At 43.1% G+C, this 18,253-nt stretch carries 14 protein-coding genes; 1 reads left to right on the forward strand and 13 read right to left on the reverse strand.

The window, feature by feature from the left end:
* Positions 1-22: 22 nt before the first annotated feature.
* The 13 genes from AAEY94_RS10470 to AAEY94_RS10530 all read right to left on the reverse strand — a co-directional run bounded on the left by AAEY94_RS10470 (position 23) and on the right by AAEY94_RS10530 (position 16,318).
* Positions 23-682, reverse strand: a complete 660-nt coding sequence (locus AAEY94_RS10470; protein WP_101088815.1) for an RluA family pseudouridine synthase — start codon at positions 680-682, stop codon at positions 23-25.
* A 94-nt stretch (positions 683-776) separates the two neighbouring features.
* Entirely contained in the window at positions 777-2,894 is a 2,118-nt protein-coding gene (locus AAEY94_RS10475) for a methyl-accepting chemotaxis protein (protein ID WP_350978715.1), read from the reverse strand.
* Positions 2,895-3,028: 134 nt separating this feature from the next.
* Positions 3,029-4,303, reverse strand: coding sequence for a 4-aminobutyrate--2-oxoglutarate transaminase (gene gabT, locus AAEY94_RS10480; protein WP_101088813.1), 1,275 nt, complete (start codon positions 4,301-4,303; stop codon positions 3,029-3,031).
* An 11-nt stretch (positions 4,304-4,314) separates the two neighbouring features.
* A complete protein-coding gene (gabD, locus tag AAEY94_RS10485) occupies positions 4,315-5,763 on the reverse strand; it encodes an NADP-dependent succinate-semialdehyde dehydrogenase (protein WP_335692385.1) in 1,449 nt (482 codons plus the stop codon).
* A gap of 84 nt (positions 5,764-5,847) precedes the next feature.
* Entirely contained in the window at positions 5,848-7,134 is a 1,287-nt protein-coding gene (locus tag AAEY94_RS10490) for an NAD(P)/FAD-dependent oxidoreductase (RefSeq protein ID WP_011638451.1), read from the reverse strand.
* Positions 7,135-7,340: 206 nt separating this feature from the next.
* Positions 7,341-8,156 (reverse strand): ABC transporter permease subunit, encoded by an 816-nt coding sequence (locus AAEY94_RS10495; RefSeq protein ID WP_101088810.1) that lies wholly within the window; start codon positions 8,154-8,156, stop codon positions 7,341-7,343.
* Entirely contained in the window at positions 8,153-9,052 is a 900-nt protein-coding gene (locus AAEY94_RS10500) for an ABC transporter permease subunit (protein ID WP_101088809.1), read from the reverse strand. Before AAEY94_RS10500 ends, AAEY94_RS10495 begins: the two co-directional genes overlap by 4 nt.
* The gene (gene potA / locus AAEY94_RS10505) at positions 9,049-10,185 is read right to left on the reverse strand and encodes a polyamine ABC transporter ATP-binding protein (protein WP_162023721.1); all 1,137 of its coding nucleotides are present in this window, start codon (positions 10,183-10,185) and stop codon (positions 9,049-9,051) included. Before potA ends, AAEY94_RS10500 begins: the two co-directional genes overlap by 4 nt.
* Positions 10,186-10,345: 160 nt before the next feature.
* On the reverse strand, positions 10,346-11,446 hold the full coding sequence (locus AAEY94_RS10510; RefSeq protein ID WP_101088807.1) for a polyamine ABC transporter substrate-binding protein: 1,101 nt from the start codon (positions 11,444-11,446) through the stop codon (positions 10,346-10,348).
* Between the two features lie 257 nt (positions 11,447-11,703).
* Positions 11,704-13,104, reverse strand: coding sequence for an aspartate aminotransferase family protein (locus AAEY94_RS10515; protein WP_350978717.1), 1,401 nt, complete (start codon positions 13,102-13,104; stop codon positions 11,704-11,706).
* A gap of 97 nt (positions 13,105-13,201) precedes the next feature.
* Positions 13,202-14,557, reverse strand: coding sequence for a glutamine synthetase family protein (locus tag AAEY94_RS10520; RefSeq protein WP_101088806.1), 1,356 nt, complete (start codon positions 14,555-14,557; stop codon positions 13,202-13,204).
* A 2-nt stretch (positions 14,558-14,559) separates the two neighbouring features.
* On the reverse strand, positions 14,560-15,324 hold the full coding sequence (locus AAEY94_RS10525; protein ID WP_350978719.1) for a gamma-glutamyl-gamma-aminobutyrate hydrolase family protein: 765 nt from the start codon (positions 15,322-15,324) through the stop codon (positions 14,560-14,562).
* 445 nt (positions 15,325-15,769) lie between these two features.
* Positions 15,770-16,318 (reverse strand): cupin domain-containing protein, encoded by a 549-nt coding sequence (locus AAEY94_RS10530; RefSeq protein WP_350978721.1) that lies wholly within the window; start codon positions 16,316-16,318, stop codon positions 15,770-15,772.
* 233 nt (positions 16,319-16,551) lie between these two features.
* Between AAEY94_RS10530 and AAEY94_RS10535 the strand changes: the two genes are divergently transcribed.
* Positions 16,552-17,859 carry an NAD(P)/FAD-dependent oxidoreductase gene (locus AAEY94_RS10535; RefSeq protein WP_182744197.1) on the forward strand — a complete coding sequence of 436 codons (1,308 nt, stop codon included), beginning with the start codon at positions 16,552-16,554 and terminating at the stop codon, positions 17,857-17,859.
* Positions 17,860-18,253 lie beyond the last annotated feature (394 nt).

Raw genomic sequence — 18,253 nt, forward strand, 5'->3', positions numbered from 1 at the left:
ATCAGTTTGTTACTAGAAGTGGTTAAAATGGACTTGGGCAAACAAAATCAATCCGTTGTTCTGTTACTGGATGAGTGAACGATAATGAAGTGGCATGCAACATTAATCGGTCCGACATCGCTTGCGAATAGTCATTACCATATAAGTCACAACCTAAAATAGGATGGCCTATTTGCTGGCTGTGTATGCGTAGCTGATGAGTCCTGCCGGTAATAGGGGTAAAGGTGACCCGTGTTGATAGCCCTTGTTGATGGCGTTCAATTACTTGATATTGACTGTGAGCGGGTTTACCAGTTTGCTGACAAATTTTCATAAATGGGAAATTATCACTATCTTTGGCGATCGGTAATTCAATATCACCATGTTGCTCAACCAAATCACCATATAACACTGCGGTGTAGGTTTTTGTGACAGTGCGTAGCTGAAATTGTTTAGTTAATAATCCATTAATCTCTTTGTTTAGCGCCACTAACATAATACCTGACGTACCGAAATCGAGACGGTGAACTAACGTAGCCGTTGGATAATCTTGCACTAAACGATGATGTACTGAATCCTTGTTTAATGGATTCTTCCCCGAGAGACTTAATAATCCCGTCGGTTTATTGATCAACAACAAATGTTCATCTTGGTATAAAACCTCAATGTTGCCATCGCAGGGTGGAGCAATAAATTCAGCCATAATATCTTAGTGGTAACTATCTAAGCGGGAATAATAATAGAAAAGGTGGCTTGTAAGCCACCTTTCATACTGTTCGCGCTAGGTTAAAGCAGGGTTAAGTTCGTAATCGTCCCAATTGCTGATGCTGCTGCTGAACTAAATCAGCTAGGCTGTCACTGCTCTGCTGAGCACTGTCAGCCAGCTGTGATAACTCAGCAGCCGAGTCTGAAATGCCAGTAATGTTACGATTGACCTCTTCGGTTACCGCACTCTGCTCTTCAGCTGCGGTAGCGATGTGGGTCACTTGACCTGACACTTGGTTAATTTGTTCAACGATGGCATTCAGCGATTGTAATGCTAGCTGAGTTTGCTCAACCGCTTTTTGTGCGCCTTGGGCACCTTTATCAATAATGCTCGAGGCATTTTTAACTTCTTTTTGTAACGACTCAATCAAGGTACTAATTTCATTAGTCGACGTTTGAGTTCTAGACGCAAGGGTTCTGACTTCATCGGCAACAACAGCAAAGCCTCGGCCTTGTTCCCCCGCTCTGGCAGCCTCAATAGCCGCATTTAACGCTAATAGGTTAGTCTGCTCGGCAATGGAACTGATCACCTCTAAAATACGGCTAATATTGGCGCTGCTTTGCGACACCATACCTACCGCTTGCTGAGCTTGTGCTGAATCACCCGAGACTCCCTCAACAAATACCATTGCTTGAGTTAACCGCGACTGACCGTCTTTCACATTAACCGTCATAGATTCGGTTTCCATTGCGGTTTGCTCAGAGGCTTTAGCCACTTCAAGCGCGGTGGCGCTCATTTGATTAACCGCTGTTACCACACTTTCAATTTCACCATATTGGCGATTAACACTTTCGCGTGTGTGCTTAGCAATGTCTGCCGATTTTATGCTCTCTTGTTGCGAACGGTCGGCAAGAATTTTGAGTTCGGAAATGAGATGGCGCAATTTCGCAATGAAGGCATTAATACCACTGCCTAATGCAATTAACTCCGCATGGGCATCGACTTCTATCGCTTGAGTTAAGTCGCCTTCGGCGCTGGCAAGGTTTTCGACGCGAGCTTGGATCATATTAAGCGGCGCAATAATGCTGCGAATAACCAAACTGATAATAAGCACCGCAATAACCGTGACAACAATACCGATGGTTAATAGCAAGCTGCCCAGAGACATCGCCATGTCATTCATGGCAGTATTCATATGATCTACCGCCATAAACGCTTGGGTTTTCGGCACTTCAATAATCAATGACCAAGTTGCATTAGCAATAGGGATGTTAATAGGATATGCCACGGCAATGGTGGTTGGTTCATTTACAAACCCCGATGAACTATTTAATGCCAACAGCTTTTTAGCTAATTCTGGCCCGACAGATTCACTAAAAGGTCGTGCAAATTTTTTATAATGGCTAGCAGCCACCACAAACCCTTTCTGGCTCACCAAGGTCACCTTAGCTTGTCCACCATACAAACTTTTAGATAATTGCATAATCATAGTTTGAAATATCGGCAAGTTGATGTCCACGCCAACGAGACCTTTAAATTGGTTATCCACTATAACGGGCACGGTTAACGAGGTCATGAGTGCAGTATTGCCTGGAGTGATTTCGTACAAATATGGTTCCATTAAGCACGGCTTTTTACTGTCTTTGGCACACAAGTACCACTCAGCCTCGCGAACGCCAAACTCATTTAACGTGGTAACGTATTTTTCAGCCGCCTCATCAACTTGATTCTGCTCTACTGTGCCGTCATCATTGCGGGTGTAGTAAATTTCTAATGTGCCCGCATTCGGTACACTGTGGCTTTCACCTTGAAGATAACTGTCATCGAGACCATCATAGCCATTAGGTTCAAATTGCGCATACATCGATGATATGATGTTATTTTTCTGCAATATTGCCGCAAGCGATAACTCCACCCGCTCACGACTTAAAGGATCTTTTTTTGAGGTTTGTTCCAGTAAGCCTGCAAACGAAAAGGGAACCCGATAAGCTTCATTGATAAATCCAGCAATACGCTCACCATACTCACCCGCTCTTGCTGAGAGTTTGTCATTAATCTCTTGTTGTAACGCAACCTCAACCTCTGCGGCCAGACTGGTATTCTTATCTTTTAACCCTAGCCACAAACTTAAAGAGAGTGTAATGACTGTGGCAACAAATAACGCCGAGGTGATCCATAACAACTTTGACTTAATGGATAATGCCTTCATTCAATTGAGCTCCCGCTTTAGTATTAATTTTCAGATACAATAAAGTGTAGTCAGCTTTAAAAATTAAGTAAGTATGAGATATAAAAAATCCCGTAAAAACGGGATTCTATTGATTATTTTGACAAAAAGAGCCGCTATTTAAACACGGTCTGAAATGTAGAGTCCATAATCGCAAGACCAGTATCAATTTGTGCATCTGGCGCAGTTAATGGTACCAGTACTCGGATAACGTTGCCGTAAGTACCACAAGACAATAAAATCAGTCCGCGGTTACGTGCTTCAGTTAAAATCTTACCACTGTACTGCGGAGCAGGTTCACCATCTTCCATTAACTCAATGGCGATCATTGCACCCAATCCACGCACATCAGCAATTTGCGGATACTTAGCTTGCATATCAGTGAGTGCCGACTTAAGCCGATGACCAACTTCATTAGCTCGGGCCAATAATTGTTCTTCTTCAAACACTTCAATAACCGCTAACGCAGCAGCGCAGGCAATCGGGCTACCACCATAAGTACCACCTAAGCCACCAGCGGTAACAGCATCCATGACTTCTGCTTTACCGGTAATACCTGATAGTGGGAAACCACCGGCAATTGACTTGGCAAAGGTAGTAATGTCTGCGGCTACACCCATTTGCTCCATCGCAAAGAAAGTACCAGTACGACCAGCGCCGGTTTGTACTTCATCGGCAATTAACACAATGCCATGGTTGTCGCACAATTCACGTAAGCGCTTCATAAATGATGGCGTAACCGCGTAAAAGCCACCCTCGCCTTGCACAGGTTCTAATATAATTGCGGCAATATCGGCAGGCTCGGCATCATTCTTAAAAATACGTTCAATTGATGCCATAGCATCATCTTCAGACACGCCATGCATTTCACACGGAAATTCAGCCCGGAACACGTTGGCAGACATTAAGCCCATGCCTTTACTGTACGGTGCGACTTTGCCAGTTAATGCTAGCGCAGCAATGGTTCGACCATGATAGCCAGAGGTAAATGCGATAACGCCAGCACGCTTGGTATAAGCACGGGCTACTTTAACTGCGTTTTCGACCGCTTCAGAACCACTGGTAAATAAGGCGGTTTTTTTAGCAAAATCGCCTGGCACTAAATGGTTAAGTTTTTCACATACCGCAATGTAACTTTCGTAACCCAACACCATAAAACATGTGTGAGAAAATGCATCTAGCTGCGCTGCCACAGCCGCTTTAACTTTAGGGTGTAAATGACCAGTATTGAGTACCGCAATACCACCGGCAAAGTCGATATATTCACGACCTTCAACATCCCATACTGTGGCGTTTTCAGCACGTTCAGTAAAAATTGGGTGAATTTGCCCTACACCTTGAGCCACTGCCGCTTGGCGACGAGCCATTAATCCATCATTTGTTTTAGTCATAGCCCGCTCTCTTAAACTGACATGCAGATATATTTCATTTCAAGGTATTCTTCGATACCAAATTTTGAGCCTTCGCGGCCTAATCCAGACGATTTAATGCCACCAAATGGCGCGACTTCGGTCGAGATTAATCCGGTGTTAACGCCCACCATACCGTATTCAAGTGCTTCTGCTACTTTGTAAACCAGCGAAATATCACGGCCATAAAAGTAAGCGGCTAAGCCAAATTCAGTGTCATTAGCTTGTTTAATCACATCATCTACTGAGTCGAATTTGAATAGCGGTGCTAATGGGCCAAAAGTCTCTTCTTTGGCAACTAACATCGATTTATCAACGTCACGTAAAATAGTAGGTTCAAAGAAAAAGCCACCTAAGCTATGTGTTTTACCGCCAGTGACGATACTTGCGCCTTTAGCAACCGCATCGGCTAAATGACGCTGTACTTTAGTCACTGCATCAGCATTGATTAACGGGCCGATATTCACCCCAGTATCCACACCATTACCGACGCTTAATTTAGCCACTGCTGCAGCAAACTTTTGGGTGAATTGCTCATACACTCCTGCTTGGACATAAATACGGTTGGCACACACACAGGTTTGACCGGCATTACGGTATTTAGCAATCATTGCGCCATCAACTGCGGCATCAATATCGGCATCATTAAAAACGATAAACGGTGCATTACCACCTAGCTCCAATGACAGTTTTTTAAGTGTTGGAGCACATTGCTCCATTAACTTAATTCCTACCGCAGTTGAACCAGTAAAAGATAATTTACGCACAATAGGGCTTTCACATAAAGCATTACCAATCGCAATCGCATCACCAGTAATAACACTAAACACACCAGCAGGAATGCCCGCACGATGTGCAAGCTCAGCTAATGCTAATGCGGTAAATGGAGTTTGCGGCGCAGGCTTAACGACCATAGTACAACCGGCTGCTAGTGCAGGCCCGGCTTTACGGGTGATCATCGCAGCAGGGAAATTCCACGGGGTAATCGCCGCAGTCACGCCAACAGGTTGCTTAATAACAGTCAGTCTTTTATCTGCTTGATGACCAGGAATGGTATCACCATAGATACGCTTAGCTTCTTCGGCAAACCATTCGATAAACGAGGCAGCATAGGTTACTTCACCTCTTGATTCTGCCAGCGGTTTACCTTGCTCGGTCGTCATCATCAACGCCAGGTCTTCAGCATTTTCATGCATTAACTCAAACCAACGGCGTAACTTCTGGCTACGCTCTTTTGCAGTCAGCGCGCGCCATGCAGGTAAGGCATTATTGGCTGCTGTAATGGCTGCTTCGGTTTCTGCTTTGCCCATAACAGGCACATTACCGATGATTTCTTGGGTAGCAGGGTTAGCTATAGCAACCGTTTCGCCGCTGTTAGCACCCACCCATAGGCCATCGATATAACATTGTTCATGCAATAAGCTTGGATCATTTAAAATCACAATGCGCTCCTACTAAATTCTAATAAAACTCAGTTAATCATTGATTAATCAATCGTTAACAGCCAGCTGGTAATCAACTGATGGTTATATGCCAAACTTGTCACGTAACGTGTAATACCACGCACCTAAGGCACTAAACGGCACTCGAAGTGCATGCCCGCCAGGGAATGGATAATGCGGCAATGCGGCAAAGGCATCAAAACGTGTGGCTTGGCCATTAAGCATTTCGGCAATTAACTTACCGGCTAAATGAGTATAGGTAACCCCATGACCACTACAGCCTTGTGAGTAATAAATATTATCCCCAATACGGCCCACTTGTGGCAGGCGCGATAACGTCATTAAAAAGTTACCCGTCCAAGCATAGTCAACTTTAATCCCTTTTAACTGCGGAAAGGTCTTTAATAGTTTAGGCATAATCAAGGCTTCAACGTTGGCCGGATCGCGAGCACCATAAACCACGCCACCACCAAAAATAAGGCGTTTATCGCCAGTAAGACGGTAATAATCTAATAAGTAGTTACAATCTTCAACGCAATAGTCTTGCGGTAGTAAACTCGCAGCCATTTCATCTGACAATGGTTCAGTGGTAATCACTTGAGTACCACAAGGCATGGATTTAGCTTGTAGCTCTGGCAGTAATTTACCTAAATAAGCATTACCAGCTACCACTACAAATTTACATTTAACCTGGCCTTGTGCTGTGTGCACAACCGGTGATGCGCCATCGTCCACTTTAATGACAGCTGAATCTTCAAAAATCAATCCACCAAGGGATTCCACCGCACGGGCTTCACCTAATGCAAGGTTTAGAGGATGAATATGGCCACCGCTTTTATCGAGTAAACCACCGACATATAAATCGGTATTAACCACTTTGCGAATGCCATCCTGGTCGAGTAACTCTAATTGATTGTTATGACCATGAGCTTCCCATAATGATTTTTGACTCTGTAAATGGCCCATTTGCTTGGCGTTCATGGCGGCAAAAACACCACCATCTTTTAAGTCGCAATCAATGTTGTATTTGGCAATACGGTCACGAATAATCTGACCACCTTCGAACGCCATTTGACCAAATAGTTTAGCTTGTTCTTTGCCGACAACGCCTTCGATAGAATCAATGTCACGACTAAAAGAATTGACAATTTGACCGCCGTTTCGACCTGATGCTCCCCAGCCAATTCTTGCCGCTTCAAGCACCACAACTTTCATGCCGCTTTCTAATAAATGTAACGCAGAAGACAAACCAGTATAGCCCGCGCCAATAACACAAACATCTGTTTCAATTGTAGATTCTAAGCGAGGACGTTCGACTTTATCATTAGCCGATGCAGCATAATATGAACTAGCATGAGGTGTGGCGGACATAGCACTTCCTTTATAGATTCAAAACGTAATTCAACTCACTCATCCTACACTTATGCAAATTTAAAAACTAGCATTAATCGCGTAATTTTTGACACTTTGTTGAATATATTAAACACCTGTGTCAGTAGAATATAGCAAATAGATTATCGAAAATAAAAAGCCACACTGACATCAGCGTGGCTTTTACATTGTGTTATTGAGTATTGTTATTCCATCGCAATTTTAGCTTTTTTCTCTGCTCGGCGTGCAAAATACCAAGATAAGAAAGCCACTAAAGAAACCGCTAAAATAATAATCGTCGCCAGCGCGTTAATCTTAGGTGAAACCCCTAAGCGTACTGACGAAAACACCACCATAGGCAAGGTTGTAGAACCAGGACCAGAGGTAAAGCTGGCAATCACTAAGTCATCTAACGATAAGCTAAATGATAACAACCAACCGGCAATAAGTGATGGCGCTATCATTGGTATGGTGATTAAAAAGAAGGTTTTTAATCGCGTTGCACCTAAGTCCATCGCCGCTTCTTCTATCGACAAATCCAGTTCACGTAGTCTTGACGATACCACTACCGCAACATAAGCAGCACAGAAAGTAGAGTGGGCAATCCATACCGTAAACATGCCGCGCTCAGTTGGCCAGCCAAAGGTTTCTGACATTTGTACAAATAACAGTAGCAACGACAAACCAGTGATAACTTCAGGCATAACCAAAGGTGCGGTGATCATGTTAGACAAGGTTAACTTAGCCCATGAGCGTCTAAAACGGGTCATCACAAACGCTGCCATCGTTCCAATAATCACTGCCATGGTGGAGCTATAAAAGGCAATGCGTAAACTGGTCCAGACTGCATTTAATATTTGCTGGTCCTCAAATAGCTCGCCATACCATTTAGGCGAAAATCCTCCCCACACGGTAACCAGTTTTGAGTCGTTAAATGAATAGATGACCAAAATAAGCATTGGCGCATATAAAAAGATTAACCCCACCCACAACATCACTTTAGAGAAACTTAACTTCTTCATACGTCGCTCTCCATGTTGCGTGACTGATAACGGTGGAACAAAGTAATTGGGACAATCAATAACGCTAGCATAACAATCGCTAATGATGAAGCTACCGGCCAGTCGCGGTTATTAAAGAACTCTTGCCACAACACCTTACCAATCATTAATGAGTCAGGACCACCCAGCAGCTCAGGAATAACAAACTCACCCACGGCAGGGATAAATACCAACATCGAGCCAGCGATTACACCGCCCATTGATAATGGCAGAGTAATTTTCCAGAAAGTATTGATACTGCTAGAGCCTAAATCTGAAGCTGCTTCTAGTAAGCTTAAATCTAATTTAACAAGGGTGGCGTATAGCGGCAGAATCATAAACGGTAAGTAGGCATAAATAATACCAATGTATACTGCAAAATTAGTATTCAGCATTTGTATTGGTTCAGAAATAATGCCTAACCAAGTCAGGGCGTTATTGATTAAACCGTTGTTACTTAAAATACCCATCCATGCGTATACCCGAATCAAAAAGGAGGTCCACGACGGCAACATCACCAGTAGCAGCAATACCGCCTGCATTCTTACTGGGGCGCGGGCAATGGCATAAGCCATCGGAAAACCAAGCACCAAACAGCCAAGTGTGGCAACAAAGGCCATTTTTAATGAGGTTAAGTACGCCATGTAATACATTGAATCTTGCAGCAACAATAAATAGTTACCCAGATTAACGAATATATTTAGCGCCTCATCAACATAATTAAACGTTGGTTCGTACGGTGGAATGGCAATCGCAGCAGTAGAAAAGCTCAGCTTTAATACTATGGCGAACGGTAAGGCGAAAAACAGTAACAACCATAGGTATGGAATCCCCATGGTGAGATGTCGGCCTTTGAATATTTTCAATGGATTCTTCATGAGTTTAATACAACCCCGCTGGTGTCTTCCCAACTGATGTAAACCTCATCTTCCCACGTTGGGTGATCGGCGCGGCGTTCACGGTTAATCATTGAGCATTGAACGATTTGGTTGTTTTTCAACTTAATGTAATACACCGACAAACCACCTAGGTAGGCGATGTCATGCACTACGCCGTGAGCCCAGTTATATTCACTTTCGGGCTTTTGGCGGGTAATAATGGTTTTTTCTGGTCGTAGGGCTAAAAATACATTTTTGTTTTCTAGACTGGTTGAAATACCGTGACCAATGTAAAACTGTTGCGATAAAGTTGGCGATTTAATAATTGCGTGGTCAACTTCATCTTTAATGATTTCACCTTCGAATAAGTTAACCGTACCAATAAACTCAGCAACCATACGGCTAGCTGGCGACTCGTAAATGTCCATTGGGCTGCCGGTTTGGGCAATCCAACCTTCATGCATAATCGAAATACGTCCGGCCATAGTCATGGCTTCTTCTTGGTCATGGGTTACCATCACGCAGGTAACACCTACCGCTTCTAAAATATCGACCACTTCTAACTGCATTTGAGTACGCAGCTTTTTATCTAATGCGCCCATTGGCTCATCAAGTAATAATAATTTAGGTCGCTTTGCTAATGAACGAGCTAAGGCGACACGCTGACGTTGACCACCCGATAACTGATGCGGTTTACGTTTACCGTATTTGTCCATGTGCACCAGTTTAAGCATTTCTTTAACCCGCACAGCAATATCAGCCTTAGGCATCTTGTCTTGCTTCAATCCAAAAGCAATATTTTGTTCAACCGTCATGTGCGGAAATAAAGCATACGATTGGAACATCATATTAATAGGGCGTTCGTACGGTGGCATATCAGTAATGTCGACACCATCAAGAAAAATACGCCCTTCAGTTGGCTTTTCAAAACCCGCGAGCATGCGTAACAAGGTTGATTTACCAGAACCTGAACCACCCAAAAGCGCAAATATTTCGCCACGGTTAATGGTTAACGAGACGTCGTCTACTGCACGCACATCATCGAAAAGTTTGCTAACACGCTCAATTTTGAGCAGCACTTTATCTTGCGTCTTTGTGGTTGGTTTATTAGTGACGCTCGAGGTGTTTACCATAATACTGCTCCGCCTTTTGGAGTATGCGTACCGCAACAGAACAGCCTGTTTCTGGGCACACGTAACAATCTGTTAAAGTGGCAAAATTAGCCAATAAATACATCAATACTGCTATAAAAACAGGGCGAGAGGGCTCGCCCTGAGTGCTAGTGAGGTTAGGTTATTGACCTGACTTCACTTTGGTCCATGCACGCGTTACTACACGTTGAATTTTTAATGGACGAATATCGCCAATGTACAACTTATCAATTACCGACTGTGGTGGGTAAATGGCTGGGTCATTACGAATCGCTTCGTCAACTAAGGCTTGTGCTGGAGCGTTAGGGTTAGCGTAAGCAACATAGTTACTGATAGGTGCAATCACTTCAGGGCGAAGTAAGTAGTTAATCAGTTTATGGGCGTTATCTACGTTAGTGGCATCTTGTGGGATGGCTAACATATCAAACCATAAGTTGGCGCCTTCTTTTGGAATAGAATAGCCAATCTTATTACCGTTACCGGCTTCATCAGCACGTGCAGCAGCCTGGAATACATCACCAGAGAAACCAAACGCGACACAGATATCGCCGTTAGCTAAGTCTGAAATGTAGCGCGATGAATGGAAGTAAGTGACGTAAGGACGTACTTTTTCCAACACTGCGGCGGCTTTTTCATAATCAGCAGCATTTTTACTGTTTGGATCTAAGCCTAAGTAAATCAGGGCTTGAGGTAACATGTCGTCGGCAGAATCAAGCATCGAGAAACCACATGAGCCAATTTTTTCAGCATACTTAGGGTTAAAGATAAGCTCTAAAGAATCAAATGGCGCATCTTCACCTAATACCGCTTTCACTTTTTCGATATTATATCCAATACCGTTAGTGCCCCATAAATACGGAATTGCGTGCTCATTGGCCGGATCAGCTTTTTGTAGCTGTTTCATTAAATCAGGCTTTAAGTTGGCATAATTAGTCAACTTAGCGCGATCAAGCTTTTGAAATGCACCCGCTTTAATTTGCTTAGCTAAAAAGTGATTAGACGGAACAACAATGTCATAACCGCTGTGGCCAGAAAGTAATTTCGCTTCAAGTACTTCATTACTGTCAAACACGTCATAAATAACATGAATACCGGTTTCTTTCTCAAAATTGGCTAAGGTATCTTCGGCAATATAATCCGACCAGTTGTACATTTTAACCACTTCCTGAGCCTGAATAGCAGTGCTTGAAAACACACCCGCAGTAATTAAGGCCAATGTGGATAGTTTGTTTAATAGCTTCATACTTTCTCCCTGTTGGATAATGGTCAGAATGGTACTGACATTTGTTTTTTTCGCTAGGTCTTACCAGCGTGTAAAATCTTCTTTCTAATGAAAGAAATTATCCAATGCTACAACTTAACTATGCATCGGTATGGTTAACGCGACATTACTTGTTTCCTTCAGCGCGATTCTATCAAAAACACTTTCGATTACTAGATCGTGTAAATGCAATTGGTTAAAAAATCACTATATTGCAATAATCATTCAGTAACGGGACATCACTCCATGGTTTTTACGTGTTGATAAGTATCATTTAACGCTTGCGTCGCTTTCGCGACTAACTCGTCAATCTCACTATGGCTAATGGTTAATGGCGGTGAAATAATCATGGTGTCGCCGACAGAACGCATCACCAAACCATGGGTGATACACGCATCGCGGCAATATGTTCCAACGCCGACGTTGGCATCAAATCGTTGTCGTAACGATTTATCTTTGACTAACTCTATAGCTGCAACTAACCCAACACCACGCACCTCACCCACTAATGGATGTTCGGCCAATTGTTGTAAGCACGACTGTAAATACGGCGAGGTATCGTTAGCCACACGTTCAACTAATTTTTCTTGTTCAATAATACGAATATTTTCTAATGCAGCTGCTGCGGCAACCGGATGACCAGAATAAGTAAAACCGTGGGTAAATTCGCCGCAGTCTTGCTTAATAACCTCGGCCACTTTGTCTGACACAATCACCCCGCCCATTGGCACATAACCGGACGTCATGCCTTTGGCGATCGTGATAAGGTCTGGCTGCAAATCAAAATACTCAGCGGCAAACCACTTTCCGGTACGGCCAAAACCGCTGATCACTTCATCAAGAATAAATAAAATATCGTATTTGGCTAAAATGCGGTTTATTTCAGGCCAATACGTTGATGGAGGAATAATCACCCCACCTGCGCCTTGAAAAGGTTCGGCAATAAAAGCGGCAACATTGTCTTCGCCTAGCTCAATAATTTTGGCTTCAAGTGCTTGCGCAGTTTTCAAACCAAATTCTTCTGGGGATAAATCTTTACCCTCGGCATACCAATAAGGTTGCGCAATATGCACCACGCCAGGAATAGGTAAATCGCCTTGTTCATGCATGCCCGACATACCACCTAAACTGGCACCCGCGACAGTAGAACCATGGTAAGCATTAACCCGACTGATAATAGTTTTCTTGCTTGGTTTGCCTTTTAAATCCCAGTAACGTCGCACCATACGTAAGTTGGTGTCGTTTGACTCAGAACCCGACCCGGTAAAAAACACATTGTTCATGTGCGCAGGGGCAAGAGAAGCAATTTTTTGCGCTAATTCAATCGCTGGAGGATGAGAGCATTGGAAAAAACTATTATAAAAGGGCAGCTTTTGCATTTGTTTGCTGACAGCATCCACAATTGACTGCCGACCATAGCCCACATTGACACACCATAAACCTGCCATGCCATCCAACAGTTTATGACCCATTACATCCCACAGATATACTCCATCAGCCCGTTCGATCACCCGAGAGCCCTTTTCAGCTAACCCCTTTGAATCGGTAAATGGGTGAATAAAATGCTGTTTGTCTGCTGTTTGCAGACGTTCAAGCTTTTGCTGTTGGATCATCGCATCTGTCGATAATGGTTTTGTCATACTTGTATCCTTTCAAACAGATAGCAAATCCGTTGGTATTTGCTATCTGCTGCTATCCACACACATTAATAATGTAAGCCAATACGCTCAGCCATCATTACACTGTTAGTAATAAGAACTCACGTTCCCACGAACTCACAACGCGTCTAAAGTTTTCAAGTTCAGCTTGTTTTACCGCCACAAAACCAGTGGTAAAAGATTGGCCTAAATACTCAATACAAGCATCACTGCTTTGCATCGCCACTAACGCTTCTTCTAAGGTCAAAGGTAAGCAGTTTTCGTTATTAGTACGGCTTTCGTTCGACTTTCCTGTCACAGGTGTAGAAGGTTTTAAGTCGTCAACCATACCGATATAACCACATAATAAGCTGGCAGCAATCGCAAGATAACAGTTAGCATCAGCACCCGGAATACGGTTTTCAATACGACGATTTTGTGGCGATGATTCAGGAATACGAAGACCACAAGTACGATTTTCCACGCCCCATTCCAAGTTTACTGGAGCAGAAGTGCCCGGTAAGAAGCGGCGGAACGAGTTAGCACTTGGCGCCATTAACGGTAACAATTCAGGAATGTACTGTTGTAAACCCGCAATATAGCTGAGGAATAATTTACTTTGAGTGCCATCTTCTTTAGTGAAAATGTTTTTACCGGTTTTAATGTCCAGTACGCTCTGGTGAATGTGCATCGCGCTGCCAGGTTCATCGGTAACAGGCTTAGCCATAAAGGTGGCACACACATCATGCTTTAATGCGGCTTCTTTTAAGGTGCGCTTAAAAATGAACACCTGATCGGCTAATGACAATGCATTACCGTGGCTGAAGTTAATCTCCATTTGTGCTGGACCGTCTTCATGAATCAAAGTATCAATATCTAACCCTTGGATTTCACACCAATCATACATATCTTCAAACAATGGATCGTATTCGTTAGCAGCATCGATAGAGAAAGACTGACGGCCTGCTTCTGGGCGGCCAGAGCGCCCAATAGGTGGCTTAAGCGGTAAATCATGATCATCAGAACGTTTGGTGAGGTAAAATTCCATTTCTGGCGCAATCACCGGTTCCCAACCTTTATCTTCATAAAGCTTAAGTACTTTCTTCAACACGTTACGCGGTGACAATTCAATTGGATTACCCATACGATCATAACAATCATGGATAACCTGAGCCGTGGCTTCAACGGTCCATGGCAACATAAATACTGCATTTTCGTCTGGAACACAGACAAAATCGATATCGGCATCATCGAGAAGTTGATAATAAATTTCTTCGTTAATGAAATCACCGGTGACCGTTTGCAACAGCACGCTCTCAGGTAAACGCATGCCTTTTTCTGATACAAACTTATCTACTGGGGCAATTTTGCCTCGTGCAATGCCAGTCATATCACTGATAACACATTCTACTTCGGTAATTTTTTTGTCTTTTAAAAAAGCGATTAACTTATCCATTTTTATCTCACTTGTGTTGCCGCATGTTGTCTACAGGCTTGTCCGAATGCTTCGAAGATTGCAGTATAGAATGCATTTTCGGTTACTTTCCATTCTGGATGCCATTGGACTCCTAATGCAAAATTTTTAGCATTTTTAACAGAAAATGCTTCCACTAAACCGTCTGGAGCGAATGCTTCTGGCTGTAACCCCTCACCAAGACGTTCAACGCCTTGAGTATGAACAGAGTTAACCTCTGCGGTGTCACAGCCCCATGCATCGTGAAGAAGCCCGCCAGCAACCAGTTTAACTGGATGCGAAATACCATATTGCACATCTAATGGGGCTTTCTTATCTTCACGATGTTCAATATACGTGCCAACTTCATGTAGCTTCTGATACAAACTGCCACCAAAAACAACGTTCATTTCTTGAAAACCACGACAAATACCTAATACAGGGATCCCTGCATCAATAGCGGCTTTTATCAGTGGTAAGGTTAATGCGTCACGCTTGGGATCATGATGGGTTCCATCATCACTGGCAGGACCTTGGTAATGATGAGGTTCAACATTCGATGGAGAACCTGTAAAAAGGATTCCGTCGAGACGAGCAAGAATAGCGTCAATAGGCGTATCTACGCCCAGTGATGGGATGACTAAGGGGAACCCTTTAGCGCCATTAACTACACTTAACAAGTATTTCTCACCCACAATGTTAAATGGATGAAGACCAATTTGCTGGTTGCACGCTACTACCCCTATGAGGGGAAGACCTGACAGAGACATATCTCACCTTTAGCAAAGAATGTGACGAACTTAATGTTTTGCGTGTTCGTTTTTTCACACACTACACGGATTTTTTTAGCTAGGCAAGAGGATAACTGATGATAAAAACAACTTTTAACAAAAATAAATTAAAACACTTTAAAAACAAAATAGTAACTTTAAATTAACCGCAATGCATAAAAAAATATTCCCAGTAACTTTGATGAAATATCATAAAGAAATGCGCCAAAATGGGGAGGGCAATGCACGAAAAAAGGGAATTTGTTGCTTAATATTCTTTACACAAGCCAATAATCTCATGCTAGGAAGTAACACGACAAAGGCTAAAAGTGAGTTAGAAATTAGCTTTTTGAGAAGTAGGAATAGCAAGATTAATTGATAATCTTGGGCTATTCCCTTGAACAAATGTAGTAGGTATAAGCAGAAAAAGTTGAATAATAAATCATTAAAAATCAGCTGGTGTTGTGGCGCTAGTTAGCTTGCAAGGTTCATCAAATGGGTTACGAAATCGATGAGGTTGTTCACTATTAAAATAGTAACTGTCGCCTTTTTCGAGGATAAAAACCTCTTCGCCAACAGTAAGCTCAAGCTTACCTTCTATAATGATGCCACCTTCCTCACCCTTATGTTGCAGCATTTCAGCGCCTGTATCAGCATTGACAGGATATGTTTCACTCATTAGCGACATCGCACGGTTTGGGTAATCACGGCCAATAAGCTTATAGACTAATTCACCCGTACCTATATCCAGCAACTCATTACCCCGATAAACCACTTTTTGGTCACCGATAGAGCCATCATCAATAGAGAAAAAATCCACTAATGACATCGGGATCCCGGCTAAAACCTTTTTAAGTGGACTCACCGAAGGGCTAACACTGTTTTTCTCAATCATTGAAATTGTACTGTTGGTAACCCCTGCACGCTTGGCTAACTCACGCTGAGATAACCCTTTCAATTTACGAACAGCTTTTAGGCTTGTACCAATATCCAAATTCGTTCTCCTAGTAAATGTTGACCAATATCCTGCTGCTAAAGTGTTGCAGATTATTAACACTTTACCAAAAATCTGTATTCATTAAGCATGATATCTTACTTAAATCAAAGCAATTGTATTTTACACCAAATAAGTGTTAAATAAAATGCACACCGCAGATGGCTTAGATTGCATCTAACTATTCATTTAAAAGTTATTATTACAACTATAATCAATAGCTTGGAGAATTTATGTCGCATAAATCCCCGATTCATAGCCAACACTACCCAGACTCCTTTTATGTCGCGACCGCCAAAGAGCTTTATCAGCACCCCAAGCTAACCGAAAACATTACTGTCGATGTGTGTATTGTCGGCGGTGGATTTAGCGGGATCAATACTGCAATTGAACTCAGACAACGCGGCTACAGTGTCGCATTGCTCGAAGCCAAACGTATTGGTTGGGGCGCATCTGGCCGAAATGGTGGTGAACTTATCCGTGGGATCGGTCATGATGCTAGCCAATTTCGAAATGAAATTGGTGACGAAGGTGTAAAATCTATTCAACAAATGGGTTTTGAAGCCGTTGATATTGTCACCGATCGCATTGCCGAGCACAAAATCGATTGCGACTTACACATGGGTTATTGTGATTTAGCCGTAAAGCCACGGCACATGGATGATTTAGCGGCAGAATACCAAGATCTGCAAGACCAAGGTTATCAAAAAACAATCAAGCTGCTTGATCGTTCACAAATTGGTGAAGTTATCGGTTCAGACTTTTATCAAGGCGCCTTGGTCGATATGGGCAGCGGACACTTGCACCCACTTAATTTAGCCCTAGGCGAAGCGCGTGTCGCCCGCGAACTTGGCGCACAATTATTTGAATACAGCGCCGCAGAAAAAATCATTAAAGGCACTAAACCCAAAGTCATTACCGCTGAAGGCGAAGTAACTTGTGACTATCTAGTCATGGCCGGTAATGGTTATATCGGTAACAAATTAAGCCCTTTCCTTGGTGGAAAAGTGTTGCCAACAGGCACCTATTTATTAGCCACTGAGCCATTAACCGAGCAACAATGTGCCAGTATCATCCCGCAAAACATGGCATTTGCCGATATGCGCGTGGCGTTAGACTACTTCCATTTATCAGCAGACCGTCGTTTATTGTTTGGTGGTTTATGCACTTATTCTGGTAAAGACCCAAAAGACATTGAAGCCGAGTTAAGACCTAATCTTGAAAAAGTGTTTCCACAATTAAAAGGCATCAAAATTGATTATGAATGGGGCGGAATGATGGGCATCGGCGCCAATCGCATGCCGCAAATAGGCCGTTTACCTGACGCAGCCAACATCTACTTTGCTCAAGCCTATGCCGGACACGGGGTAAACGCTACGCATATGGCAGCAAGATTAATTGCTGAAGCCATTAGCCAGCAATCACAACGTATTGATGTGTTTAATGACATTAAACACATGACCTTCCCAGGCGGGCCCATGTTGCGATCGCCATTGCTTGCAGCTGGAATGTTTTATCACAGAATGAAGGATTTGCTATAGGTTGCTGGATTTGCTGTGGGTTGGCAAAAGGGTCAACCTTTGTTCTTTTTATGGCCTGCGGCCACTAACGCTTAAGATCGCAAGGTTCCACCCTGCACAGGCCAAATACGGCGTCATTCCGGCAATGCTTTTGAGCCGGAATCCAGGTGTTATTTTTGCTTTGTACTTTTGTACTTTTGTACTTTTGTACTTTATGGCCTGCGGCCACTAACGTCGTGGCGCTTCACCCACACCAGAGCAAGAGGAAATTAACGGCTATTCCCTCTTGGAACTCCCAGCCGCCCCGCAACATTTTCACTATTTACAAAACAATAGCTTGATGTGGTCAAGTAAAACTGTACACAAACAGGGGGCGTTTTATGCAGCCATTTCGGCAGCCGCTGGCGTCATATAA

The organism is Shewanella sp. AC34-MNA-CIBAN-0136 (assembly GCF_040309945.1).
Lineage (GTDB): Bacteria > Pseudomonadota > Gammaproteobacteria > Enterobacterales > Shewanellaceae > Shewanella.